The organism is Nocardia sp. NPDC003183, from assembly GCF_053590715.1.
The window spans coordinates 708,194-731,111 of sequence record NZ_JBSFTG010000001.1 but is presented as its reverse complement, the minus strand read 5'-3'; the positions used below and the strand labels follow the sequence as shown (position 1 = coordinate 731,111).

At 65.8% G+C, this 22,918-nt stretch carries 26 protein-coding genes, 1 pseudogene and 1 riboswitch; of the genes and pseudogenes, 11 read left to right on the top strand and 16 right to left on the bottom strand.

Translation table 11 applies throughout. The annotated features are described in order from the left end of the window. Window positions 1-55: 55 nt before the first annotated feature. The 4 genes from ACWDXS_RS03285 to ACWDXS_RS03270 all read right to left on the bottom strand — a co-directional run bounded on the left by ACWDXS_RS03285 (window position 56) and on the right by ACWDXS_RS03270 (window position 2,741). On the bottom strand, window positions 56-382 hold the full coding sequence (locus tag ACWDXS_RS03285) for a hypothetical protein (RefSeq protein ID WP_378990368.1): 327 nt from the start codon (window positions 380-382) through the stop codon (window positions 56-58). A 545-nt stretch (window positions 383-927) separates the two neighbouring features. Further along, window positions 928-1,887 carry a non-homologous end-joining DNA ligase gene (gene ligD / locus ACWDXS_RS03280; protein ID WP_449961464.1) on the bottom strand — a complete coding sequence of 320 codons (960 nt, stop codon included), beginning with the start codon at window positions 1,885-1,887 and terminating at the stop codon, window positions 928-930. A gap of 160 nt (window positions 1,888-2,047) precedes the next feature. After that, entirely contained in the window at window positions 2,048-2,335 is a 288-nt protein-coding gene (locus ACWDXS_RS03275) for a DUF1905 domain-containing protein (protein WP_379315572.1), read from the bottom strand. 25 nt (window positions 2,336-2,360) lie between these two features. Next, the gene (locus ACWDXS_RS03270; protein ID WP_449961461.1) at window positions 2,361-2,741 is read right to left on the bottom strand and encodes a DUF1761 family protein; all 381 of its coding nucleotides are present in this window, start codon (window positions 2,739-2,741) and stop codon (window positions 2,361-2,363) included. Between the two features lie 76 nt (window positions 2,742-2,817). Between ACWDXS_RS03270 and ACWDXS_RS03265 the strand changes: the two genes are divergently transcribed. Beyond that, a complete protein-coding gene (locus tag ACWDXS_RS03265) occupies window positions 2,818-3,465 on the top strand; it encodes a TetR/AcrR family transcriptional regulator (protein WP_449961458.1) in 648 nt (215 codons plus the stop codon). A gap of 13 nt (window positions 3,466-3,478) precedes the next feature. On the opposite strand, the gene ACWDXS_RS03260 is transcribed toward ACWDXS_RS03265, so the two are convergent. Continuing rightward, window positions 3,479-4,687 (bottom strand): alpha/beta fold hydrolase, encoded by a 1,209-nt coding sequence (locus tag ACWDXS_RS03260; RefSeq protein ID WP_449961454.1) that lies wholly within the window; start codon window positions 4,685-4,687, stop codon window positions 3,479-3,481. Between the two features lie 324 nt (window positions 4,688-5,011). Continuing rightward, window positions 5,012-6,457 carry an NADP-dependent phosphogluconate dehydrogenase gene (gene gndA / locus ACWDXS_RS03255; RefSeq protein WP_449961451.1) on the bottom strand — a complete coding sequence of 482 codons (1,446 nt, stop codon included), beginning with the start codon at window positions 6,455-6,457 and terminating at the stop codon, window positions 5,012-5,014. 165 nt (window positions 6,458-6,622) lie between these two features. Further along, window positions 6,623-6,719: riboswitch (TPP riboswitch) on the top strand. Here gndA and ACWDXS_RS03250 point away from each other — a divergent pair. The 4 genes from ACWDXS_RS03250 to ACWDXS_RS03235 all read left to right on the top strand — a co-directional run bounded on the left by ACWDXS_RS03250 (window position 6,710) and on the right by ACWDXS_RS03235 (window position 10,085). Continuing rightward, complete coding sequence (locus ACWDXS_RS03250) at window positions 6,710-7,417, top strand: TenA family protein (protein WP_387448334.1); 708 nt, start codon at window positions 6,710-6,712, stop codon at window positions 7,415-7,417. (Overlaps the previous riboswitch by 10 nt.) Then, on the top strand, window positions 7,414-8,436 hold the full coding sequence (locus tag ACWDXS_RS03245) for an ABC transporter substrate-binding protein (RefSeq protein WP_378628503.1): 1,023 nt from the start codon (window positions 7,414-7,416) through the stop codon (window positions 8,434-8,436). The genes ACWDXS_RS03250 and ACWDXS_RS03245 overlap by 4 nt, the downstream gene beginning before the upstream one ends. Then, window positions 8,414-9,253 (top strand): ABC transporter permease, encoded by an 840-nt coding sequence (locus tag ACWDXS_RS03240; RefSeq protein WP_449961446.1) that lies wholly within the window; start codon window positions 8,414-8,416, stop codon window positions 9,251-9,253. The genes ACWDXS_RS03245 and ACWDXS_RS03240 overlap by 23 nt, the downstream gene beginning before the upstream one ends. Further along, window positions 9,246-10,085: an ABC transporter ATP-binding protein gene (locus ACWDXS_RS03235; protein ID WP_378990381.1), complete on the top strand. Its 840-nt coding sequence runs from the start codon at window positions 9,246-9,248 to the stop codon at window positions 10,083-10,085. The genes ACWDXS_RS03240 and ACWDXS_RS03235 overlap by 8 nt, the downstream gene beginning before the upstream one ends. On the opposite strand, the gene ACWDXS_RS03230 is transcribed toward ACWDXS_RS03235, so the two are convergent. Both ACWDXS_RS03230 and ACWDXS_RS03225 read right to left on the bottom strand, forming a co-directional pair. Beyond that, entirely contained in the window at window positions 10,032-10,691 is a 660-nt protein-coding gene (locus ACWDXS_RS03230; protein WP_378990382.1) for a DUF3159 domain-containing protein, read from the bottom strand. The two genes, ACWDXS_RS03235 and ACWDXS_RS03230, sit on opposite strands and share 54 nt — an antisense overlap. A gap of 167 nt (window positions 10,692-10,858) precedes the next feature. Beyond that, window positions 10,859-11,434, bottom strand: coding sequence for a hypothetical protein (locus ACWDXS_RS03225; RefSeq protein WP_449961442.1), 576 nt, complete (start codon window positions 11,432-11,434; stop codon window positions 10,859-10,861). A 406-nt stretch (window positions 11,435-11,840) separates the two neighbouring features. On the opposite strand from ACWDXS_RS03225, the gene ACWDXS_RS03220 reads away from it, so the two are divergent. Then, on the top strand, window positions 11,841-12,674 hold the full coding sequence (locus tag ACWDXS_RS03220; protein ID WP_449963389.1) for an alpha/beta hydrolase: 834 nt from the start codon (window positions 11,841-11,843) through the stop codon (window positions 12,672-12,674). Window positions 12,675-12,710: 36 nt separating this feature from the next. Here ACWDXS_RS03220 and ACWDXS_RS03215 read toward each other — a convergent pair whose 3' ends face one another. The 5 genes and pseudogenes from ACWDXS_RS03215 to ACWDXS_RS03195 form a co-directional block, all read right to left on the bottom strand. Next, window positions 12,711-12,941: a LapA family protein gene (locus ACWDXS_RS03215; protein ID WP_378990384.1), complete on the bottom strand. Its 231-nt coding sequence runs from the start codon at window positions 12,939-12,941 to the stop codon at window positions 12,711-12,713. 28 nt (window positions 12,942-12,969) lie between these two features. Further along, window positions 12,970-14,619 carry an alpha/beta hydrolase gene (locus ACWDXS_RS03210; RefSeq protein ID WP_449961438.1) on the bottom strand — a complete coding sequence of 550 codons (1,650 nt, stop codon included), beginning with the start codon at window positions 14,617-14,619 and terminating at the stop codon, window positions 12,970-12,972. A gap of 355 nt (window positions 14,620-14,974) precedes the next feature. Then, on the bottom strand, window positions 14,975-15,553 hold the full coding sequence (locus ACWDXS_RS03205) for an MmyB family transcriptional regulator (protein WP_378990432.1): 579 nt from the start codon (window positions 15,551-15,553) through the stop codon (window positions 14,975-14,977). 15 nt (window positions 15,554-15,568) lie between these two features. Further along, a pseudogene (locus ACWDXS_RS03200) lies at window positions 15,569-15,775 on the bottom strand (helix-turn-helix domain-containing protein); the annotation flags it as partial. 124 nt (window positions 15,776-15,899) lie between these two features. After that, entirely contained in the window at window positions 15,900-16,568 is a 669-nt protein-coding gene (locus ACWDXS_RS03195) for a TetR/AcrR family transcriptional regulator (protein WP_387448348.1), read from the bottom strand. Window positions 16,569-16,631: 63 nt separating this feature from the next. On the opposite strand from ACWDXS_RS03195, the gene ACWDXS_RS03190 reads away from it, so the two are divergent. Both ACWDXS_RS03190 and ACWDXS_RS03185 read left to right on the top strand, forming a co-directional pair. Continuing rightward, window positions 16,632-16,934: a hypothetical protein gene (locus ACWDXS_RS03190; protein ID WP_378990388.1), complete on the top strand. Its 303-nt coding sequence runs from the start codon at window positions 16,632-16,634 to the stop codon at window positions 16,932-16,934. Window positions 16,935-17,052: 118 nt separating this feature from the next. After that, entirely contained in the window at window positions 17,053-17,403 is a 351-nt protein-coding gene (locus tag ACWDXS_RS03185) for a histone-like nucleoid-structuring protein Lsr2 (protein WP_378990390.1), read from the top strand. An 88-nt stretch (window positions 17,404-17,491) separates the two neighbouring features. Here the strand turns inward: ACWDXS_RS03185 and ACWDXS_RS03180 are convergent, their stop codons facing one another. Together ACWDXS_RS03180 and ACWDXS_RS03175 are read right to left on the bottom strand one after the other, a co-directional pair. Further along, a complete protein-coding gene (locus ACWDXS_RS03180; protein WP_449961433.1) occupies window positions 17,492-18,133 on the bottom strand; it encodes a hypothetical protein in 642 nt (213 codons plus the stop codon). An 85-nt stretch (window positions 18,134-18,218) separates the two neighbouring features. Continuing rightward, window positions 18,219-19,202 (bottom strand): helix-turn-helix transcriptional regulator, encoded by a 984-nt coding sequence (locus tag ACWDXS_RS03175; RefSeq protein WP_387448356.1) that lies wholly within the window; start codon window positions 19,200-19,202, stop codon window positions 18,219-18,221. A 108-nt stretch (window positions 19,203-19,310) separates the two neighbouring features. Between ACWDXS_RS03175 and ACWDXS_RS03170 the strand changes: the two genes are divergently transcribed. Beyond that, entirely contained in the window at window positions 19,311-19,778 is a 468-nt protein-coding gene (locus ACWDXS_RS03170) for a VOC family protein (RefSeq protein WP_449961430.1), read from the top strand. Window positions 19,779-19,806: 28 nt separating this feature from the next. On the opposite strand, the gene ACWDXS_RS03165 is transcribed toward ACWDXS_RS03170, so the two are convergent. Beyond that, on the bottom strand, window positions 19,807-20,040 hold the full coding sequence (locus ACWDXS_RS03165; protein WP_449961428.1) for a winged helix-turn-helix transcriptional regulator: 234 nt from the start codon (window positions 20,038-20,040) through the stop codon (window positions 19,807-19,809). 106 nt (window positions 20,041-20,146) lie between these two features. On the opposite strand from ACWDXS_RS03165, the gene ACWDXS_RS03160 reads away from it, so the two are divergent. Both ACWDXS_RS03160 and ACWDXS_RS03155 read left to right on the top strand, forming a co-directional pair. Next, window positions 20,147-20,317 (top strand): VOC family protein, encoded by a 171-nt coding sequence (locus tag ACWDXS_RS03160; RefSeq protein WP_379318691.1) that lies wholly within the window; start codon window positions 20,147-20,149, stop codon window positions 20,315-20,317. A 293-nt stretch (window positions 20,318-20,610) separates the two neighbouring features. Beyond that, window positions 20,611-22,704 (top strand): MMPL family transporter, encoded by a 2,094-nt coding sequence (locus tag ACWDXS_RS03155; protein ID WP_449961424.1) that lies wholly within the window; start codon window positions 20,611-20,613, stop codon window positions 22,702-22,704. The last annotated feature ends 214 nt before the right edge of the window (window positions 22,705-22,918 follow it).

Below are 22,918 nucleotides of genomic sequence, written 5' to 3'. Positions count from 1 at the left end.
TCCACGCGGGCTGCCGCGGATTTTCCTGGTGCAGTAGTACTGAGGCGGATATGACTCAGTCGCGCAGAGATCGGTGCTCGAACCGACGCCAGATCCGGGTGGTCTGCAGCCACCTGCGAAGTCCCCACGAACCCAACAGAGCCGAAAGGAACATGTGCAGGCAAAAGGCGATGACGACGAGCTCTGCCCCATAGTCGCGGGTCCACTCCCCCATTGCCGAGGACGCGATGCATCCCGCCGCCACGAGCACGAACGACACAATGACGGCCAGCGGCGCCAACGGCGCCAACTCGTCGCCGCGTTCCTCGGAGATGCCGCGCGGACCGTCACCGTGTTCCTGTAGCGCGAACCGATTATCGAAGTGAGCTCTGATGTAGACCATGAATCCTCCCACCCGGCTACCCCAGCCGGACCATTTCTCTTACGCGCCCGTTCATTCCCCCTATAACAACGAGGAGCTCAGCCGAGATTTGCGGTCGCCGCAATCGGTGCCGCGATCTCGGTGACCCATACAGTGCCAGATGGTGGAAGTCGATGGAAGCAGAAACAGAAATTCCCTCACCTCCCGAAGGGCCGTTATTTGCCGGTGACAATTGGCAGGTTTCCCTGATACGAGGTCACACCCGGCAAGCAGGCACTTCACGCATCGGACAGGCAAGAATTTCACCGGCGTAGTTTATGCAATCGTGACGAATGTGGGCACGACATGACTTCGAGTAACCTGTCGCACCATTTGCTTCCCGCTGGAATCCCTGGCCCGAATCACACTCGGCACTTCCAGCATGAATTCTCATTCACTTGCGTTGCCACTTGCAGACCGGCACACCTCGAACACAATCCACCGACCCGAGGTAGTGATAGCAGCCAGGCATCGACATCTGCGCTGACCCCGAGAGAACAGCACCGAACAAATGCGCGCGCGGACAGTCAGTTGCGCCCGGTCGGGGTTTCGACCTCGTCGACATCCTTGTCGAAACGTAGACCTCGCCAACTCGGATGCCGCAACCGGCCGTCGCCGGTCCATTCCGTGAACGCCACTTCCCCGACGAGTTTCGGCTGCACCCACGACACCCCGTCCGGGGTACGGCCGATGCCCGATACCGGCGGATCAGCACGGTGCAGCGGTGCGAGCCGTTCGGAGAGATCGGCGAGCATCGCGGCCGTGAACCCCGTGCCCACACTGCCGGCGTATTCCAGGCTGCCGCGATCATCGGGCACGGCGACCAGCAAGGATCCGATCTGCCCGGCACGGCGACCGGTGCCCTTCTTCCAACCGATCAGCACAACTTCTTGGTGGGTGACATTCTTGACCTTGGTCCAGGCGGGGCTGCGCTGCCCGGGCAGGTACCAGCTGTTGCGACGCTTGCAGATGATGCCTTCCAGTCCGAGTTCCTGCGAGATCGCCAGGGCGTCTGCGGCGGGACCGGGGAGCAAGTGCGGGACGCGCCAATGCGGGCGGGTCAACCCGAGATGTTCGAGGAGCTCGCGTCGCTGGGCATAGGGCAATTCGATCAGCGGCCGGTCGCCGATGTGGAGAAGGTCGAAGATCATGTAAGTCGCCGGAGTCGATTGCGCGAGGGCGCGGATAGCGGCTGGGTTGCGCTGGTGCATTCGCGGCGCCAATGCCTGAAACGAGGATCGGCCAGCGTGTTCGATCACGATCTCGCCGTCGACCACGAACCCGGGCTCGGCCGGAGCGAGCCCGGACAGCTCGGGCCAGGCGACGGTGATGTCGTTGCCATTGCGCGACTCGAGCCGCAGTTCGTCATCGATATAAGCAATGGCCCGGATTCCGTCGTACTTCACTTCGTATGCCCAGCGGTCACCGTCGGCAGGCAGATGACCCGCCGTGGCCAGCATCGCGGCATAGTGCGGCAATCGGGTCATACAGGCCTCACCATCACCTGATCGATCCCCTGGACACCGTCAGCAAACATTCAGCATAGCCCTGGTGCGTTACGCGCCGATGTCGCGAAAACCAACTCGGCCACCGTGCGGCCGTCCCCGGATCCACTGCGCCCCAAGCAGGGCACCGCGCCACCGTCTGTCAGCTCAATCGTTCAGTCAGCTCGACGGTGACTTCGTCGCCATCGGTCTTTCCGATGCGGCGGCGGATCTCGGCGGCGACGGGAAGCTTGTGGGTGCCGTCGCCGAGTGCCATGAACGACGATGTGAACGCGACACCGTCCACCGTTCCCTTCACCTTGACCAGGCCCCGGGTGCCGAAGATCCGCGCGGAGTCGGGCAGTTGCACGCATGTCCATGTGTCACCCGCCCTTACTTTTCCGAGGACAGCGGTGAACGTGATGTCGATCGGTCCCGGTGCGGTGTTCATGAGAGCTCCTGTCGGGGTTCGGGATTCAGACGAACATGCCGAGCACGACACCGCTGACGACCAACTTGAGGACCCAGTCGGTCATATGCACCAGAGCGGTCGGTATCGGCACGTTCTCGTGGACGATGGCGCCGGAGAGGATGGTCACCGGTAGTACCGCCACGATCGCACCTACCGCCGCCCCGGCGGCGATGCCATGCCGATCGCCGGCGACGAGCAGTGCCGCCAGCACCCCCGCGGCCAGCAGCCCCCGCAGCACCACGAACAGCATCTGGACCGGCATGCCGATTCCGGGACGTGGGGTACTCGTCCGCGACACCAACGCGGCGATCGGCGGTGTCGCGTACAGCACCGCGCTGATGACGAACGAGACGACCGCGGCAACGACGACACCTGTAACTATCATGGCCAGCTCCTTGAGTACGATCCAGTACTTAATCTAGGAGGATGAATAAGTACTGTCAAGTACTAATATGGGGAGCATGACCTCTTCTGCTCGACGCCGTGGCCGGCCACCCGGGAAGTCCGGCGCCGAACTACTCACCGTCGCCCGCGAGGTGTTTCTCGAGCGCGGGTTCGCGGGATCGACGATGGACGAGATCGCCGCACGCGCCGGGATCTCCAAGACATCGCTGTATCGCGAACATCCGTCGAAAGAGGGCTTGTTCGCCGCGGTCGTGGAGCACTGGACCGCCGCCGGGCGTGATGCGATGCGACCCGCCCTCACCGAACTCGAGTCCGCCGAGGATGTCCGCGAGGGCTTACTCGTCTGGGCACGAACGCTGCTGGCCGGCGTCCTCTCGCCGACCGTGGTGGAAATGCGCAGGCTGGTCACCGCCGAGGCGGCCCGCCTGCCCGAGGTCGGGGCGACATATCTGCACCAGAGCTGGGTCCGCAATATCGGCGCTCTCGCCACCACGCTGCAGGCACTCGTCGCACGCGACGTGCTCGCGATCCCCGACCCCCGGGCCGCAGCCGAACAGCTCACCTGGCTGGTCGTGGGCGCACCGCTGAACGCCCGAATGCTCGATGCCACAGCAATATCGGCGAACCCCCCCGGCGCAGCGATAGATCTCTTCCTGGCCGCTTACCGACCTGCCCTGACCGCATCCGAGCTCGGCGGTCCGTGATGCGGCCACGCCCTCAGGCGAGCGCCTCGTCCGCGAGCGCTCGCGCCGCCTCGTCGGGCGCGTAGCTCGCCAGCGCGAGGACAAGGCTTCGGATCCCGGTCCGCACGGATGGCGGCAAGTGCGCGTGGCGTGCGACATCGAGCTCGTTGGCGATCGTCAGCACCGCGAAATCATGCAGTTCAGCACCCCCGACCAGCGTGGAAGTGCCGGTGAAGCGGTCGATCACCGACAGCGGCTCTCGCCCGAGGCCGCGGTATGTCCGTTCGCGGTCGCACCCGCCGTAGAGATAGACCAGGCCCTCGGCATCGTGCCCGATCACGGTCGCCAGCCGCGGCCGATCGGTTGTCGGCAGGAGCTCGACACCGAATCCGTCCGTGCCATAGGACGCGTGGCAGATCGCGGCCAGACGGGTCCGCGGCATGGCGTTCCATTCGACCACGAGGGCGTGGACCCGGCGCAGGTGAGCGTGCAGAGTTCCGCCGGGATGTTCGATCTCTTCGGCACCGAGAACCCGCTGCAGGTCGAATGCGCTCTGAACAGCGTGGGCGGTAGCGAGCCAGGCGCCTGCGTGCTCCGAGACGATGCGTGCGAGCTCTTCGGAAGCCTCCCGGGCGACGAGGTGTCCGGCTTCCGGCACACAGGTAACCGTGACACGACGATCGGCGAGGAACCGATCCACTTCGGCGTCGGTGAGCGGCGACCGTCCGCCGCGCACGAGCAGCATCGGCACTTCCGAACCGACAGCCGTCGCATGCAGCGCAGGCCCCGCCGCGAGGATGTCTTCCACCAGTTCGGTGCGTTGATCGCGAAGCCCGCTGTCACTGAGCCAGGCGCGTACCCGATCCGGATCGGAATTCGGCACCACATCGACAAGGATCAGACCGGCCACACGACCGGCAATATCCGGTTCGCCGAGCGCGGCGATGGCAGCGAGCCCGCCGACGGAAGCGCCCACCACCACGAGCGGGGCCGGCTCACGCCGCACCATGTCGGCCACGTCATCGGCAACCGCCCGAAGGACGGTCGCCTCCCCCGTACTGTCGCCGTGTCCACGCAAATCGAAGGCCACCGCCCGGAATCCGGCCGCGGCGATCTGCGACGCGACCGGTGCCCACACGCCGCGATCCTCGCCTCCCGCATGGAGCAACAGCACCGTCGGGCCCGCGCCGGTCACGGTGCCCCGCAGGGTGACATCACCCAGGGCGATGCTCATGTCGGTCATGAGTGAACCGATCGCCGGCAATCGAGGCCACCGCCGTCCGTGAGCACACCGTTCGGTCGCGGATTGTCCTTGCGCGCAGCAGGTTCGGTCGCATTCATGATGCTCCTCGGCGAACGTCGGGAATGACGCTGTGTGGTTTCGTCGCAGACTTCGGAATTCGGGTCGACACCCGCCCCGCGTCCTGCGTCCCGAACGGGGACGTGTCAGTAACGCGGGGCGGGTTGCCGCCTGGGTCCACGACCATCATCAGCGACAAACCACCAGCGGGTCAATCCTCGGTTTCCCTTGGCCGACCCCGAGATTCAGCACACCGGCAGTCAGAGCTCAGCCCGCGACGACCTCGCTGCGGTCACCGCTCCACAGAGTGTGGAACTTGCCGTCGGCGTCGATGCGCTCGTAGGTATGTGCGCCGAAGAAGTCACGCTGGCCCTGGGTCAGCGCGGCGGGCAGGCGCTCTGCGCGCAGTGCGTCGTAGTACGACAGCGAGGACGCGAACGCCGGGACCGGGATTCCGAGCAGGGTGGCGGTGGATACCACGCGCCGCCAGCTGTCGATCGCGGTCTCGATGGCCTCGCGGAAGTACGGCGCGAGGATCAGGCTCGGCAGGGCGGGGTCCTGCTCATAGGCTTCCTTGATCCGGTTCAGGAACCGAGCCCGGATGATGCAGCCGCCGCGCCAGATCGTCGCCAGATCGCCGGGGTGCAGATCCCAGCTGTACTCGGCGCTGCCCGCGGCGATCTGGTCGAAGCCCTGTGCGTAGGCGACGACCTTGGACGCGTACAGCGCCTGCCGGATGTCCTCGGTGAACTGCTCGACATCGGTGGGCTTGTCGGCGAGCGTGCCCGAGGCGAGACCCACCGCGGCTTTGCGCTGGGCACGCGAACCCGACAGCGCCCTGGCGAAGACCGCCTCCGCGATGCCGGTCACCGGCACACCGAGATCGAGCGCGGACTTGACCGTCCAGCGGCCGGTGCCCTTCTGCTCGGCGGCGTCGACGATGACGTCGACCAGCGGCTTGCCGGTCTTCGCATCGACCTGCGCGAGCACCTGCGCGGTGATCTCCACCAGATAGCTCTCCAGGTCCCCGGAGTTCCACTGTGTGAACACGTCCGCGATCTGCCCGGCGTCGAAACCGAGCGCGTCACGGAACAGGTGGTACGCCTCACCGATCAGCTGCATATCGGCGTATTCGATGCCGTTGTGCACCATCTTGACGAAGTGTCCGGAACCGTCGGGGCCGATGTGGGTGCAGCACGGCGTGCCGTCGACCTGCGCCGCGATCGACTCGAGCAGCGGGCCGAGCGATTCGTAGGATTCCTTGGGCCCGCCCGGCATGATCGCGGGACCGTTGAGCGCGCCTTCCTCACCACCCGAGATGCCTGCCCCGACGAAATTGAGGCCACGTTCGGCCATGGCGGCCTCGCGGCGAATCGTGTCGGTGTAGAGGGCGTTGCCACCGTCGATGATGATGTCGCCCGGCTCCATCACGGCAGCCAGCTCCTCGATGACGGTGTCGGTCGCCTCGCCCGCCTTGACCATGATCAGCACCCGTCGCGGCTTCTCCAGCGCCGCGACGAACTCCTCCACGGTCTCGGTGCGGACGAAATCGCCGTCACCGCCGTGCTCGGCGAGCAGTGCGTCGGTCTTGGCCACGGAACGGTTGTGCAGCGCGACGGTGTAGCCGTGCTTGGCGAAGTTGCGGGCGATGTTGCTGCCCATCACTGCCAGGCCGGTGACACCGATGTGTGCACGCGCGGTAGAGGTCGACATTGATCAGCTCTCTTCGTTCGGCGATTCGATGGGTGCAGAAGACGAACTCCTTGGCAGGCAAGTTACTGGGTGCCGGTTCGCCGCCGAACACCTACCACCGTGACCGGGGCTACACGGCGAACCGGGCCCGGCCCGCGTGTCGGCGGTCGCTGCTAGTGTCGGTCGAGTTCTGACACGGGGTGTCTCGCGACCGCGAGGCTGAGAACAGACCCGCTGAACCTGTTCAGGTAATGCTGACGAAGGGATGTCACGGTGTTGCACGCCCACACCACAGATACCGGCCTGTTCACCGATCACCTCTGGGACCGCACCAAGGTCCTGCGGAGCGCGATCGATGAGCTGGAATTCCTGCGGCACCTCGGCGAGGGCACCTTGCCGCTCGAGGTGTTCCGGACCTACATCGAGCAGGATTCGCTGTATCTGACCGGGTATTCGAAGGCGCTGGCGATTCTCGCCGCCAAGTCACCGGACCCGCAGACCGCGGCCTTCTGGGCCACCTCGTCCGCGAACGCCGCGGCTGTCGAGTCGGCCATGCACGACCAGATGCTCAGCGGCGGAGCGCTGCCCCCGCGGCAGGGCGAGCCGGAGCATTCCCAGACCTGCCTGGCCTACGTCTCCTACCTGATCGCCGCCGCGGCGACCGAGTCCTACGCGGTCGCGGCGGCGGCCGCGCTGCCCTGCTTCTGGATCTACGCCGACGTGGGACGAGGCCTGGCCGAGAGTGCCGCGAAGGTGATCGCCGCCGACGCCGCCCACCCGTATGCCCAGTGGGTCACCACCTACGGCGCGGAAGAGTTCCAGCAGGCCGCGGCCACGGCGCGATCGCTGGTCGACGCCGCCGCCGAGTCGGCGAGCGAGCGTGAGCGGGCGGCGATGGAGAAGGCATTCATCCTCGCCGTGCGCTACGAGCTGATGTTCTGGGACACCGCCCTGCACCCGCAGCCCTGGCCTGCCGGATGAGCGGGCGGCTGCGCCGCGCACTCGCGGTCATGGCAACCACCGTCGCGACCCTGTCGCTGGTCACCGCCTGCGGTTCGGGCGGTGGCTCCGACCAGACCATCCGCTTCGCGCTGGACTGGACGCCCAACACCAACCACTCCGGGTTGTATGTCGCCTTGCAGCGCGGCTACTTCGCCGACGCCGGTCTGGATGTGCAGGTGCTGCCCTACAACAACACCTCGGTCGACACGGTGGTCGATGCGGGGAATGCGGAATTCGGGATCAGTACCCACAATTCGTCGACGTTCGCCCGCGCCTCGGGTGCGCGCATCCAGTCGGTGCTCGCACCCCTGCAGCACTGGGCGACCGGGATCGGCGTGCGCGCCGACCGTGCCGACCTCGCAAGCCCGAAGAATCTGGACGGCAAGACCTACGCCGGTTTCGGTGACCCGGGTGAGAAGGAGTCACTCGCACAGGTCATCCGCAACGACGGCGGCACCGGCGAATTCACCTCCGTCATGCTGGGATCGTCGGCATACGAGGCCGTCTACTCCGGGAAAGCGGACTTCACCGTCTCGTATCTGGCGTGGGAGGGCATCGAGGCCGAACACCACGGCACCCCGATGAAGTACTTCCGCTACACCGATTTCGGATTCCCCGACTCCTACGCCATCGTGATCGACGCCAACGAAGGCTGGCTCGCCGAGAACCCCGACCGCGCGAAGAAGTTCGTCCAGGCCCTGCAACGCGGCTACCAGTTCGCCGCGGACAACCCGGACGCCGCCGCCCAGGACCTCATCGACGCCAACCCGGGCGCGTTCAACGACGAGAAGCTGGTCTTCGACAGTCAGCGCATGCTGGCCGACCAGTTCATGAAGGACCCGAACGGGCGAGTCGGCACTCAGACCGTGGAGCAGTGGTCGGCGAATTCGCGATTCCTGTACCGCAGTGGCCTGCTCAACGGGCCCGACGGTAAACCACTGACCACCGAGCCCGACTGGTCGACATATTTCACCGATGACTACCTTGCCAACCCGTGACGGGTCCGTAGACGCGCAAGTCCTGTCCGGCGACCGGCCCGGTCGCTGGGCCGGGATCCGGTGGGCGGTGCCATCGATCGTCACGGTGGCGGTCCTCGTGGCCGTGTGGCAGATCTATGTCATCACCAGCGGTGTGCGTCCGCAGGTGCTGCCCTCGCCGGTGCGGGTGGTCGAGCAGGGCTGGGCGCATCGCGACGCGATAGCCACTCACGCGGCCGCCACCTTGCAGGTGACGCTGATCGGTTTCGCGGTCTCGCTGAGCGCGGCATGGGTACTGGCGGTGATCGTCGACTTCTCACCCTGGCTGCGACGCGCGTTGGTGCCGTTGTTCGTGGCGTCGCAGACCGTGCCGATCGTCGCGATCGCACCGTTGATGATCATCTGGTTCGGGTTCGGCCTCCTGCCGAAGATCCTGGTGGTCGCACTGGTCACCTTCTTCCCGATGGCCATCGGCCTGATCGAAGGGTTCGCCGCGGCCGACCGTGACGCGGGCGCGCTGCTGCGCAGTATGGGCGCCTCCCGTGTGCAGGAGTTCCGGTATGTGCGGCTGCCATCCGCGCTGCCGCGGTTCTTCACCTCGTTGCGGATCGCGATCACCTACGCGGTAGTCGGTGCGGTGTTCGCCGAATATGTCGGCGCCAGTGTCGGTCTCGGCATCTATATGAGCCTGCAGAAGAATTCGTTCCGCACCGATCTGGTGCTGGCGGCGGTCTTGGTGACCGCGCTGCTGAGTATCGCGCTCTACCTGACGACGTTCGCGGTCGAGCGCCTCGTCGCGCCGTGGGCGCGCGCGGAGAACAGGAGCCGGCGTGACTGACACCGAAGGCGACCGGATCGTCGTCGACCGACTCACCAAGTCGTTCCCCCAGCCCGGTCGTGGCAGCCCTGGCCTCGAGGTGTTGGGCGGGGTGTCGTTCGCGGTCCGATCGGGCGAGTTCGTCACGGTCATCGGCCCCAGCGGCTGCGGCAAGAGCACGGTGTTCAACATGCTGGCCGGACTCGAATCCCCCGACTCCGGCAGCGTCGGCTTCCACACGGCCGACGGCGAAGACACCGCGTCGCACTGCGCCTATATGCCGCAGAAAGACCTGCTGTTCCCGTGGCGAACCGTCCTCGACAACACCATTCTCGGTTTGCGTGTGCAGGGTGTCCCGAAAACAGAGGCCAGGCGCCGCGCGCGCGAACTGTTCCCGATATTCGGCCTGTCCGGTTTCGAGGACGCCCGCCCGTCTCAGCTGTCGGGCGGGATGCGACAGCGGGCGGCACTGCTGCGCACCGTCGTCCAGGAGCGCGAGTTGCTGTTGCTCGACGAACCTTTCGGTGCGCTCGACTCCCTGACTCGCACCGAGATGCAGTCGTGGTTGCAGGAGGTCTGGCAGCGCTACCGGTGGATGGTCCTGATGATCACCCACGATGTCCGTGAGGCGGTCTACCTGTCGGACCGTGTGATCGTGCTGTCGGCGCGGCCGGCCACCGTGCGCCGCGAACTGCGCATCGACCTGCCGCGCCCGCGCGGGTTGTCCATGATCACCGCCCCCGAATTCGTCGCGCTGGAGGAAGAACTGCTCGCGATCCTGCACGAGGAGTCGCGTCGCTCACTCGAGCAGTCGCTGGGTCGAGCGACGAAACGCCCAGACGACGACCACTAGCGCCAGCGCCAGCAGCGGTGTTCCCATGACGATCTTGGCGGTGGCCAGCCAACCGGCTGCGTCGATGTCGTAGAGCCAGCCCTGAACGAAGTAGCGTGCCGCGAACACCGCGGCGAGGGCGAGGGTGGCGATATCGTGCCCGCGCAGGGACGGGCGGTCCTGCCGCCAGGCGAACTCGTTGCCGTGCAGCATGTTCCACAGCACGCCGGTCAGTGGTCGGCGTGCCAGCAGCGAGACGAGTGCGACAACGGCGCCGGCCAGACTGGCCCAGATGCCGACCAGGAAGAATCCGCCCGCCGAGCCGGTCCACGCGGCGACGCCACCGGCGACGACGACTCCGACGAGCCCGCCGCTCGCCTGGACGACCGGCTCACCGCGAACGATCCGACATCCCATGATCACCACCGCGACGGCGACGGCGGACCCGATGGCAATAGGTAGTGCCACCAGCGCATTCGCCACGACGAACGCAATGACCGGTATCGCCGTGTAGATCATTCCCGTGGTGCCGCCGAGTTGGTCGACCAGCCGCTGTGCAGGGTCGGCCGTCGATACACGCGAGGCGGCGGACTCGTCGACGTCGCGGTGGGATTCGGGCTGAATCATCGTGCTCTCCAAGCGGTTGCGCGAAAAGGTGTTGTGCGAGGAACAGCTCCAACGTTCGTCGCCGCGAAGGTCGGAAACCAGTGCGCGCCAACACCTTTTCCGATGACACCCTCATGGATGCGACATGACATCTGTCACGACAACCGGCTCGGGATGACCTGCGGTGCTCAGCGCATGGGTTCCATCAGACTCAGCAACCCGAGATCCTCGGCGAGCGCGCCGTCCTGGCCGAGCGCCGCGAAGTCGGCCTCCACCTCCGACAGGGCGAGCTTGCCCGCGCGCACCGCGCGGTAGCGCACATACGACCAGAGGAAGACGTCGAGGTTGTCGAAGCGGGTCCCGCCCTCGAGAACCTCTTCCTCGTGAAACCACACCGCGACCTGACCGGTGGTGAGCACGACGTAGAGGTTGCCGCCGCCGTCGGCCCCGAGGGAGAACACGTCCTCGTCGGTCAGTTCGGTCGTGTAGTCCGCATCGAGAATTCCGCAGCCGTTGCCGGCGAAGTCGAAAGCGTAGGACCAGTCGAAGATGTCGAGAAACTGCGGCAGCCGACCGGAACGGACCCGGCGGTCGAAGGCCGCGAGTGCGGCAGCGCCGACCGCGGGCAATCGTTCGAGAAACGGTTCCACCGAACGAGTTCCGGCGGAGACGACGACAGATTCGCCGTCACCGAACCAGCGGGCGAGATCGGCGTCGAGGCCACGATCGGTATAGCCGACGAGGTCGGCGAGGGTGAGCGTCACGCCGAAATTGTAGAAACGACCACCGACATGCGCGCGTCTTCCTTCGATCAGGAGAACTCAGCGCCGCTGCGGTCCGAACAAGCGGACCTGGGCCACCGCTCAGCCGACTTCTTATGGGCACGAACCATCGATTCGCGATCCAGCGGCTGGTCCGATCGCATGTCGCGGTCGGGATGTCGGATCACTCAGTGTATTTTCGGGACTCGAGCAAGTGGCCCGCCGACTCGTTGTCGACGTCGTGCTGCTGTATCCGAGTGCGATCCGGTTCGGTCTCACCGGGCCGGTGAGGAACACGATGGACGCCCGCGATGCCGCCAGGTTCATCCGGGTGAGGCACCCGCGTCTCACGGTGCCGGTGAACTACGAAGCCTGGACCCGTTCGATCGAAAGTAAGGGTGAACTGATCATGTCCTCGTCGACCAACGTTGCGAATCCGCGCCGGCGCCGGATGCTGAGCGTCGTGGCAGCGGCGATTGTCGCGCTCGGCCCCTTCGTCCCCGCACTCGCGACCGCCGACCCGGGCGAACCCACCGTGGTTCTGGTGCACGGCGCCTTCGCCGACGCCACCAGCTGGGATGGAGTCGCCGCCGAGCTACGCGGACGCGGCTATCGTGTTGTCGCAGTGGACAACCCGCTGCGCGGGCCGCGCAACGACGCGCACGCGCTGCAGGGCGTGCTCGACTCCATCGACGGCCCGGTTGTGCTTGTCGGGCACTCCTACGGCGGGTCGGTCATCACCAACACCCACGACCCCAAGGTCAAGGCCAACGTCTACATCGCGGCATTCGCCCCGGCACAGGGTGAGTTCGTGCTGGGACTGATCGACCCCATCCGGTTCCCCGGCAGCCAACTGCTCCCACCCGCACTGCAGGTACGGGTCGTGGACGACCCCACCGGGATCGCGGGCAAGAATGTCGACGGCTACATCGAGGAACCGTATTTTCGCGACATCTTCGCCCAAGACGTCAGCGCCGAGACCGCCGCGAACATGTATGCCCATCAGCACTCGGCGGCACTGAACGCCAATTTGGAGCCCTCCGGCTCACCCTCGTGGGCGAGCACACCCAACTGGTACCTGATCTCGGGTGAGGACCGCGTCATCCCCGCAGCCGCACAACGGTTCATGGCTGGACGTGCCGCGGCCACCACCCGCGAGATCAGCTCCTCGCATGCCTCGTTGGTCTCCCAGCCGATCGCCGTCGCCGACACCATCGCGGAGGCCGCGGACACGGTTCGATAGCCGAGCCGACCGCGGCACCGGCGACCGGCCGAGCATTCATTTGCGGGCGCGACGGGTGGTGAGAACTCCGGCGATCCAGCCGACGACGAACATCGCCAACAGGATCAGCCACATCGGGGAACTGACCGTGATCAACAGGATCTCGACAGTGACCTTTCCTCTGTTCTCCAACACGAACACGACGGCGAAGATGCTCAACCCGATGGCGACCCATTGGGTTGGTGACACGCGACTCAGCAGGGACCGCTTTCCGGCGGCGTCGTTCATCAGAGTCCTCCTTTCGACGGGGTGGCGTTCACTCGGCGCCACGCAGGATCTCTCGTAAACGCTCGGTGTCGGCGACGGTCCAGTCGGCCGGTGACAGGATCGCGGCCCAGGCATCGGCGATGTCGGCTTGGAAGGTGTGGCCGTGCCCGTCCGGCACATCGACCGCGACTGCCATGTCCGCCGACACCTGCAGAAACGTCACCACCGGGATCCAGCGGGTGCTCGGCAGGACATCGCGACCGCGTTCCTCGGTGAGCCAGTCAGGTTTCTGGAACAGCAGTCGCGGTGTCCACCAGGTGATCGGGTCCGAGGCGTGCTGGAGATAGACCACCTTGGGTGCGATCCACACGGCGCCGGGACGGGCGAGATCCGGCGTGTCAGCGACGAATCGCACCGTGTGCCCGTCCCGGTAGATCGGCAGCCACTGCGGGGAACCCGGGTCTCGTCGTGCGGTGGCATCGCGCCACACCGGGTTGGTGGCGGTAGGACCGACGAACAGGACGCCATCGGTACGGGCCGCCATGTCCTGGATACCGGAGAACGCCGCCTCGCCGCCGAAAGATCCGAGGCTCTCCCCGAAAACCACCAGCTTCGGCCGACGATCGACCGGCAAGAGGTCCCACTCGGCGTGCACCGCCTCGAACAGCGCTTGTCCGGCCTGTCGAGCTCGTTCCTGGTCGACGACGAAGGACAGCCAACTCGGTAGGTAGGAGTACTGCATACTCACCAACGCACTGTCACCGTTGGCCAGATACTCCAACGCCGAGGCAGTCGACTCGTTGATCCACCCGGTTCCGGTGGTGGTCGCGACACCGAGGACCGCTCGTTCGAATCCACCGGCCCGACGCAACTCGGCAACCGCGAGATCTGCTTCGGCTCTGATGCTCTCCGCGGAATCGAGGCCGGTGTAGACGCGAATCGGCTCGCGCGCGGGCTTTGCGCTGAACGCGGTCAGTTCACTCGCGGTGGGACCGTTGGACACGAAGATTCGACCCTGCCTGCCCAGCGAGTCCCAGCTCACCAGCGAGCCGGGACCACCGGACCGCTCCGCGATAACGGGCTCCTCGGTATCGGGCGAGCTCTCGTCGTTCACGGCCTTGAATGTCTCGTTGAGCATCGACATCGCCACGTCCGCGACCACCCCGTTGACCGCGGCGACAGCCAGTGCGACCACCACCACACCGCCGAGCACCGCCGCGACGCGCGGCGGCATCACCCGCGCCAACAGCCCACCGACCCCTCGCGACAGCGCCCAGCACAACCGCGCTATCGCGATCAATACCGCGAACACGACGGCGGCGATCACCACGATGATCGGATAGGCGTGCCAGGCAAGTCCGCTCACGCCCATGAGCGAACGCAGATCACTTTGCCAATCGGCGTACCAGACCAGCACCGCGACCGATCCGAGGCAGGCCACGATGCCCAACGCCCACCGCGCCACCGACGGCGCGGGCCCACGCTGTCGTTGCAGCATCCACCGGATCAGGGCCGCGACCGCGATGCCGAGTCCGTAGCCGAAGGCAGCGGCGGCACCGGTGACGATTCCTTGGAACAGCGGTCCTCTGGGCAGCAGTGACGGCGTCAGCGACAACCACACCAATACCAACGCCCCCACGGCCCCACCGAAATGGAATCTCCGACCGGTCGGCATCGCGGCATCGGATCTGCTGCTCATCAGCCGACCCGATGTCGGTGGTATCTTCGCGTGGAATTCATTTGTTCCCCTGTGATCGGCCAACGACCCACCGGCGCACGGAATTCACTACCGAACCCGGTGCAGCTCTGTCGCGCAATCAAGCCGACACGAGGCCTGGTCCGGGATTCTTTCAGTGGTGTGAACTATACGACCCGGTGATGCCACGACGCGGAATTCGGGCAATCGACACCGATATGTGAGCTGAACGCGGGTCAAACGTGGTAGCCCCATCCAGTACAACCACTGGACAGAACAAAATCCTGAGAAGGCGCCGCACGTCGAGGTCGACGACCGGAGCATCGGGCCTCGACGGTGGTCGGCAAAGATCGGTCCGCTACACGTTCGATACCCTCGCCATCGGAAGGTCGCGGCGAATCCCGACAAAGGCGCGCAACCAGCCCGGATAATCCACGACATCGACGTCGAACACCTGAACGAAGAGACTGACCGGTCGTGGCGCCCCTGATTCGCGGAGTCGGATCGGCGGCAGCTCCGAGGTGAACGTCACTTCGCCGGCGTTCCATATCGAGCAGAACTCCGGGTAGGCACCGAGCTCGTCGAGAAGCTGCTCTGGCCAGTCGGCGTGACCGAAAGTGCCGATTCGGCCACGTAATCCGCTCACCGTCGCCTGTGCGACGGTGTCCCAGTCCACGAAGACCTGCCGGGCAATCTCGTTCCCGAACAACCAGTGCAGCCCATTTTCCCCGACGCGCAGCCCGGGCAACATCGACTGTGCGGCGCTGTTGAGCGCCAGGATATTGCCGCGGGCGTCGAAATATCCCGCCACTCCGCCGCGCTGCGCTTCGAGTATACGAAGCGCGTCGTCGCTGATTCGGGCGCGCAATTGCTCAACCGTGGGAGTCGACGTGATCGGCAGCCCTGCCAGGTCGAACAGGTGCCGTCGCTCGGTCATCGTCAACGCACGGGCTCGACCCAGGCAGTCGACCAAGGATTCGACGACCGCACGCGCTGGATGATCCCGGTCACCCCATTCCAGGTGGGTGACATAGCTGGCGCTGACTCCTGCCGACACGGCCAGTCGCTCGCGTGACATTCGGCGTTCGTCACGCAACCACCGCAAGAAGCTGCCGAATGTCGGCAGCGTCAGCAGTTCCGGATCGTGCGACCTGGTCATTTGGTTCACGGCACTCACTCCCGTTCGAGCCTTGCCTACGCCCTGCACGATAGCGACCACAGCACGTTACCGGCCCGGAACACGCAGGTTCGGACCGGTGACAAGGGTGCTTTCCTGTGCGGCGCTACCGCGCGACCTGCCGATCGCGCAGGAGCAGTCGGATCCAGGCATCGGCCAGCCAGTCACGGAAACGCTCTGCCGTCCAATGGCGTTCGCCTACGAGCAGTACCCAGTACTCGGTGGCGTTCATGCTCCAGATGATGTCGGCGACCTCGTCGTCGGACAGATCCTCGCGCAACTGCCCTGTACTGCGCAGGTCTGCAGCGAATTCACGCATGTTCGCTGCGCGGCGCTCGCTGATCTCGGCCCATACGCGCGCGCACGACGCGTCGGTCGTCGCCGCCTCGCGTAGCGCCAGGAAGATCGGCGCGAGGCGTTGCTGAATGATGACCAGCGCGTCGGCATAGATCGCGATCTTGTCCTCGGCCCCGTTCGCCTCTCGGATTGCCCGCACGTACTCGCGCTGCCGAGCCGGAATCGCACGATCGGTCCCGGACAGAGCAGTCTCGACCAACTCTCGGAGCAATACCGGCTTGCGTCCGATCGATGCGTAGACCGTGTCCACGGAGACACCTGCGTGCGTGGCGATCTCAGCCACCGTGGTGGCGGCATAGCCCCGCTCCACGAACAGCGCTCGCGCCGCCGCGAGGATCGCGTGACGCGTATCCGCGGCCTGCGCGGCGCGCCGAGGGGCGTTGTATCGACGCTTGTCTGCCTTGACGTTCTCGCTCATCGGCGCCTATTCTACCAATATTCATCCGATACCTATTCGGGTGAATTCAGAAGGGATCCGGCCATGGTCTACGCCTACATTCAAGATGTCCCTATCGGCGAGGAGCTCTACAACCGGATCATCGAAGGACTGGGCCCGGAACCACTCGACGGCTCGCTACTGCACCTGTGCGTGCGTCGCGACGACGGCGGACTGCGCTATATCGACGTGTGGGAGTCCGAGGCGCATTGCGCTCGCGCCTTCGACGAACGCATCCACCCCGCCGTCGATGCCGCCTTCGCGGGCGCTCGTCCCGGCGAGCCGACGATTCAACACCTCACTGTCGTCCACGCCACCGGCTCGCTCCTGATCGCGAAGGACACCTGACCGTCGACGCTGCGCTTCGCGCCCTTCTGCTGCCTGTGCACTGGCACTAGGCGCACTCGACCCGCATTCGGCTACTACGATCCGGGGACACCTCCGCACCCGAATGAGAAGGATTCCCATGGCGCGCAAAATCATTGTCAGCCTTATCGACGACTTCGACGGCACATCCGAAGCCGACGAGACCGTCACATTCGGAATCGACGGAGTCGCCTACGAAATCGACCTGTCCGAGACCAACGCCACCAAACTGCGCGAAACGTTCGACCAGTGGCTTCCCTACGCCCGCCGAATCGGCCGCACCAAGACTTCCACCGGTCGACTCTCCGCGAAAACCGCGGCGAGCACACCGATTCGACGCAATGATCTCACCGCCATTCGTGCGTGGGCCGGCAACAACGGCCACCCGGTGTCGACTCGCGGACGGATCTCCGCAGACGTTATCGCCGCATACGACGCAGCGTCTGCATAAAGCACGACCGTTGTCGTGCTGAACGTTCGCCGGTTGCGACGGGTGACCCGGACACAGTCAAACGTCCGGGTCCAGCACCGCTCCCCGTTCAGATCTCGGCGAGGACCGCAGCATCCACATACCGCGGATCACGGGCGATCGCGGCAAAACTCGACTCACTGTCGGCACCGACCGATTCCTGCACCTCTGCCAACCGGACGAGTAGATCGAAATAGCTCGCCTCAGCCGGACGCAACTCCGCGATCGTCGCCGTGAGATCGAAATCGGCGGCGAACCGCGCCCGGTCGAGACCCACCAACAGCGTCGCCAGCCACCCACCCGAATCCGCCGCGAACATCGACCCGCTGGTTTCGGCCCAGAACAACACCGCGCTCGGTGCCATGTCAGAGCTCAACCGCCCCGCTGCGGCGAGCATCACCAGCGCGGTATAGATGTTCGACTCGCAAAAACCGAAGTGCATCAAATACGCCTCGAGCGCTCCGGCCCGATACCTCAGTACATAGGTCAGCCCGCCGGTGTCCTCCCCGAAGCAGTCGGCGAAGTACTCCCGAGGCGTGATCCCCTCCTCGGCCTGCCGCCAATCCGGCGCCTTGCCGTCCCAGAACCACCCGTCATACATCGCGCCGTGATTCTCGATGGTCTCCGGCCCCGGCGCCGGTGTCGCCAACCACTGCTCGAATGCCTGTCGCTCCATGGGAATTCGAGCAGCAACGACAAACGTGTCCGACACAACCGGCTCCTCATCTCGACGGCACCCACCATCGCGGGCCCACGCGCCATCCTAAGATCTCGCACCCACTACTTCGGCGGCCTGATCACACCGACGGCGCCCGCGCGGCCCGCTCGGCGCGCCGGGACAGCGCCGCGAAGGCATCGCGTAGCGCTGGGGGGCCGATGACCTCGATGTCGGTGTCGAAACGCGCCAGTGCCGCGGCGAGCGCCGCCCAGGACCACGAACCCATCGACAGCCTGGTGCGCCCCTCGCCCAGCGCCTCCACGACTGCTTCACCGGCGAACGGAGCGACCCGGGTGGCGGGAAGATCGAGGATTACCTCACCGTTGCACGGCCAGACATCGTCGCTCTCAGAGCCTTTGAACCGCGCGGAGAGAAACGTGACGACGTCTCCACCTGGTAACTCCCGAGCTGCGAAGCGCGGGCCGTGGGGGATGCGCAAACTCATCCGATCGACGCGAAAGCTCCGCCAGCCCGCGCGCTCGGGATCCCAGCCGATCAGGTACCAACGCCCGTTCCGAACCACGAGATGATGGGGTTGGACGCGGCGCGGCGCGCGCAACTCGGTTGTGTGTGCAGACCCCTGATAGTCGAAGCGCACCTCCGCCGCGGATCGAATCGCGGTGCTCAGTTCCACCAGAATTCGGGTGTCGACTTGGATATCGGCACCGCTCGCGGCGAGCTCGAGCGCGTCGACTCGCGCCCGCAACCTCGCCGGTAGGACCTGTCGCACGGTGGCGAGGGCTCGCGCGGCGCCTTCTTCGATGCCCGCCCCGGTCCCGACCGCGATGCGCAACGCCACCGCGAGCGCGACGGCTTGCTCGTCGTCGAACAACAGCGGCGGTAGTTCACTGCCTGCCTCCAGCCGGTAACCGCCCTCGGGGCCCTTGATCGCCTGGATGGGATAGCCGAGCTCGCGCAGACGGTCGACGTCGCGGCGCACCGTGCGCGCGCTGACGTCGAGCCGCTCGGCCAATAGAGCTCCTGGCCAGTCCCTGCGGACCTGCAGCAAAGACAGCAGCGAGAGCAGGCGGCGAGAAGTCGCCGTCGAAGTCGATGTCGGCATGGTTCCAGATTGCCAGGAGTAGCGGACATTCCCTGTCCGCTACCGGTGACAGTGTGGAATTCGTCGCCCCCCGGCGGCGCACACCACTCGAAGGGACACTGATCAGACATGACGGTCAATATTGTTGCCCACCTGAATTTCCACGGCCAGGCCCGTGCGGCCCTGGAGTTCTACCAGTCGGTATTCGGTGGCCGGCTGACCCTCGCCACCTACGCCGACTTCGGCATGCCGACCGAACTGCCCGACGCCGCCAAGGTGGTCTTCGGTCAGGTCATTGCCGACAACGGATTCCGGGTCATGGCCTACGACGTGCCCGGCCACGACTCCCCTGCCGCTGCGGCCACGCCCACCACCCGCCGCGACAACGGCACCACCATCACCGAGGAGCGGTTCTTCCTTTCGGTGCGCGGCGAGACCGTCGAGGAGGTCGGCGCGCTGTGGGAACGCCTCGCCGAGGGCGCGACGGTGATCGAGGCATTCGGCCCAGCTCAGTGGGCGCCCGCCTTCGGGATGCTGAGCGATCGCTTCGATGTCACCTGGATTCTCGACGTGGCAGCCGAGTACGTCCCGGCTTGAGCCGTGGTTCGGGGTGCACAGTGATCGGTCAGCGAGGGTCCGCGGTGGGATGGGCGGCGAGCAGTGATTCCAGGTGCGTGCGCGCCCAGCCACACAGTTCGTGCACGGTCGTGAGCAGGTCGATCCCGGCCGCGGTGAGCGAATAGTCGACGCGGGGGTTGGCGGAGTGGTGGTCGTAGCGGGCGACGATTCCGTCGGCTTCCAACCCACGTAGCGTCTGGGTGAGCATCTTGTAGCTGATGCCGTCGACCGACCGATGCAACTAGCGCTTGCTCGAGGTCGGTGACAAAGAGTCGGGCGTAGGCCTTGTCATCGCCGGGCCGCAAGACGCGGTCAGCGCATACCGCGACACCATCGGACCGGTGATCGTGGACGACCTCGACGCGGCGAGGCAGTTCGTCACCGACATCGGCGGCGAAATCACCGGCGGACCGATTGTCTCGGCGACAGGTCGGGTGGTGTACGCGCGCCACCCGGACGGCACGAACGTCGAATACGTGCAGTGGGCAGCCGGCATCCGCTCGCACGTGCTCGACTGACAGCGGCGGGCCGGTCGACTCCAGCTCAGAAATCCTGTCGCTACGACAAGTTCTCCGGCGGAAATTCTCCGGAGGATGCAGTGACAGGGGCTGTTCGCCGCATCGATACTTGCTTCGACCCGGGTCGCGGGATGGCACCGGCGCCGCCCCCTCCATGCCCGGGGTCGCGGCGGTAGTGATGGCCGTCGCGATGAAGTCGGCGCCGGAGTGCACGTGCGGGGCCCGCGATGAGATGAGGGACGGTGCGAGTACTCGCGCGGACAGCTGTTGGTCGACCGAAGACCGTGATCGCGGTGATCACGCTGTTGCTCGTTCTCGCGGGTGCGGGTGGCGTCTCGCTGCAGCAGCGATTGTCCGGCGGCGGGTTCTGGAACGCGGACGCCGAATCCGCGCGCGCCGCGCGGATCTTGGCGGACGAGTACACCACAGGAACACCGAATGTCATTGTGCTGGTCGATGTTCCGGCCGCAGGAGGAACCGTCGATACACCCGCGGTCGCCGCCACCGGTCTACGGCTGACCACCGAGCTGGCCGCGGTATCCGGTGTGCGTTCGGTGAGCTCGTACTGGTCCACCGGATCGCCAGAGTTCCTTCGCACTACCGATCGCGGCAAGGCACTGGTCGCCGTGGATGTTCCCGGTGACGAGATCGTGGTGGACACCGTGGTGTCCAGGCTGATCGACAGCTACCGGGATCGGGACTACGGCGAGCTCCACCTGCGGCTGGGTGGCGCCGCGGTGAGCTATCACGATGTCACCGAACAACTGTCGCATGACATGAAAGTCAGTGAGGCGGTGACGATTCCGATCCTGCTGGTGCTGTTGGTGCTGATCTTCGGCAGTCTGATCGCCGCGGGGCTGCCGCTGGTACTCGGCGTGGTGTCGATCATCGGCACCTTCGGAATCCTGCGTCTGCTCACCGAGATCACCCAGGTTTCCAGCTATGCGCTGAACCTGACCACGGTGCTCGGACTCGGTCTCGGCATCGACTACAGCCTGTTCCTGGTCAGCCGATTCAGAGAAGAGCGCCACGGTGGTCGCGACGTACCGACCGCGGTGCGGGTGACCGTGCTGACCGCCGGGCGCACGGTGCTGTTCTCGGCCGCCACGATCGTCATCGCGATGCTGGCGATGCTGCTGTTCCCGATGCCGTTCCTGCGTTCACTGGCCGCGGCCTGCCTGTCGGTGACACTCTTGGCCGCGCTCGCGACCGTGACCTTGCTGCCTGCCCTGCTCATGTTGTTCGGGCACCGCATCGACTCACTCGACCTGCGTCGAGGCCTACGGCGGCTGCGCGGGCGAGCCGACCCAGCACCGATGCGGCCCGAGAACGGTTTCTGGTATCGCACCGCACGGCGAGTCACCGCGCGCCCCTGGGTATTCGGTGGTGCCGCGCTGCTGGTGGTGGTCTTGCTCGGCGTCCCGTTCGCCGGGTTGCGATTGGGACTGACCGACGACCGAGCATTACCGGTGACGGTGGAGAGCCGTCAGGTCGGTGACGTGCTGCGCGCCGAATTCCCGGCGACCTCGGCGGGCCGATTCGATGTGGTCGTCGACGGACCGATCAGCGCGGACGAACTGGCCCAGCTGACACAACGCATACAGCACCTCTCGCATGTGCGGCTGGTCCGTGGCCAGTCCGGGCCCGAGGGCGCACATCTGACGGTGATCCCCGACGTCGACCCGTATTCGCCGGCAGCCGAAACCCTGCTCGATGACATCCGGCGGACCGATTCGCCCGCGCCACTGCTGGTCGGCGGCGCCACGGCCGAGAACACCGATACCAAATCCGGATTGGCAGGGCGCCTGCCGCTGGTGGTCGCACTCATCGTGGTCGCGATGCTGGTGTTGCTGTTCGCGTTCACCGGCAGCGTGGTGATCCCGTTGAAGGCGGTGCTGCTCAACACGTTGAGCTTGTCGGCGACCTTCGGTGCGATGGTCTACATCTTCCAGGACGGGCATCTGAAATGGCTGGTCGGCGATTTCACCGAGATCGGCTATCTGGCCGCGCCCGTACCGGTGCTCGTCTTCTGCTTGGCCTTCGGATTGTCGATGGACTACGAGGTGTTCCTGCTGTCACGGATTGCCGAGGAGTACCGGACGCGCGGTGTGACAGCCGACGCGGTCGCGTACGGACTGGAGCGCACCGGCCGCATCGTCACCGCGGCCGCCGCGCTGATGGCGATTGTCTGTGTGGGGCTGGCCTTTTCACAGGTCGCGTTCACCAAGCTGATGGGCGTGGGCTTGACGCTGGCGGTGCTGATGGACGCGACCGTCGTCCGGGGCGTGTTGGTACCTGCCTTCATGCGCCTGCTGGGCGCCGCGAACTGGTGGGCACCGCCGTTCCTGCGACGAGTCCATCGTCACATCGCCGTGCGTGAGAACTGACCGATCGCCTGCGCGGCGGTTTGGCTCCCGGTGCAATTCTTCGGCTCCGTATTCGTCTCACAGGACCAAATATCCGGACAATCCGGCGTTCCGCCGGTCCATTTCCGCGATAAGTGACTTCCGTTACCGCACAACAACATTGGCTATCGACCAACCCGAATGACACAGTGAAACGAGCGCCGTTTGGGCGCACGGACCACTCGTGAATCGCCCG

What these genes read in the sequence shown, in the direction of transcription:
- ACWDXS_RS03195 (WP_387448348.1), bottom strand. Translation starts at nt 16,568, where the DNA reads ATGAGCGAGAACGTCAAGGCAGACAAGCGTCGATACAACGCCCCTCGG.
- ACWDXS_RS03185 (WP_378990390.1), top strand. Translation starts at nt 17,053, where the DNA reads ATGGCGCGCAAAATCATTGTCAGCCTTATCGACGACTTCGACGGCACA.
- ACWDXS_RS03245 (WP_378628503.1), top strand. Translation starts at nt 7,414, where the DNA reads ATGAGCGGGCGGCTGCGCCGCGCACTCGCGGTCATGGCAACCACCGTC.
- ACWDXS_RS03265 (WP_449961458.1), top strand. Translation starts at nt 2,818, where the DNA reads ATGACCTCTTCTGCTCGACGCCGTGGCCGGCCACCCGGGAAGTCCGGC.
- ligD (WP_449961464.1), bottom strand. Translation starts at nt 1,887, where the DNA reads ATGACCCGATTGCCGCACTATGCCGCGATGCTGGCCACGGCGGGTCAT.
- ACWDXS_RS03240 (WP_449961446.1), top strand. Translation starts at nt 8,414, where the DNA reads ATGACTACCTTGCCAACCCGTGACGGGTCCGTAGACGCGCAAGTCCTG.
- ACWDXS_RS03285 (WP_378990368.1), bottom strand. Translation starts at nt 382, where the DNA reads ATGGTCTACATCAGAGCTCACTTCGATAATCGGTTCGCGCTACAGGAA.
- ACWDXS_RS03270 (WP_449961461.1), bottom strand. Translation starts at nt 2,741, where the DNA reads ATGATAGTTACAGGTGTCGTCGTTGCCGCGGTCGTCTCGTTCGTCATC.
- ACWDXS_RS03205 (WP_378990432.1), bottom strand. Translation starts at nt 15,553, where the DNA reads ATGACCGAGCGACGGCACCTGTTCGACCTGGCAGGGCTGCCGATCACG.
- ACWDXS_RS03230 (WP_378990382.1), bottom strand. Translation starts at nt 10,691, where the DNA reads ATGATTCAGCCCGAATCCCACCGCGACGTCGACGAGTCCGCCGCCTCG.
- ACWDXS_RS03170 (WP_449961430.1), top strand. Translation starts at nt 19,311, where the DNA reads ATGACGGTCAATATTGTTGCCCACCTGAATTTCCACGGCCAGGCCCGT.
- ACWDXS_RS03190 (WP_378990388.1), top strand. Translation starts at nt 16,632, where the DNA reads ATGGTCTACGCCTACATTCAAGATGTCCCTATCGGCGAGGAGCTCTAC.
- ACWDXS_RS03210 (WP_449961438.1), bottom strand. Translation starts at nt 14,619, where the DNA reads ATGAGCAGCAGATCCGATGCCGCGATGCCGACCGGTCGGAGATTCCAT.
- ACWDXS_RS03275 (WP_379315572.1), bottom strand. Translation starts at nt 2,335, where the DNA reads ATGAACACCGCACCGGGACCGATCGACATCACGTTCACCGCTGTCCTC.
- gndA (WP_449961451.1), bottom strand. Translation starts at nt 6,457, where the DNA reads ATGTCGACCTCTACCGCGCGTGCACACATCGGTGTCACCGGCCTGGCA.
- ACWDXS_RS03215 (WP_378990384.1), bottom strand. Translation starts at nt 12,941, where the DNA reads ATGAACGACGCCGCCGGAAAGCGGTCCCTGCTGAGTCGCGTGTCACCA.
- ACWDXS_RS03175 (WP_387448356.1), bottom strand. Translation starts at nt 19,202, where the DNA reads ATGCCGACATCGACTTCGACGGCGACTTCTCGCCGCCTGCTCTCGCTG.
- ACWDXS_RS03220 (WP_449963389.1), top strand. Translation starts at nt 11,841, where the DNA reads ATGTCCTCGTCGACCAACGTTGCGAATCCGCGCCGGCGCCGGATGCTG.
- ACWDXS_RS03260 (WP_449961454.1), bottom strand. Translation starts at nt 4,687, where the DNA reads ATGACCGACATGAGCATCGCCCTGGGTGATGTCACCCTGCGGGGCACC.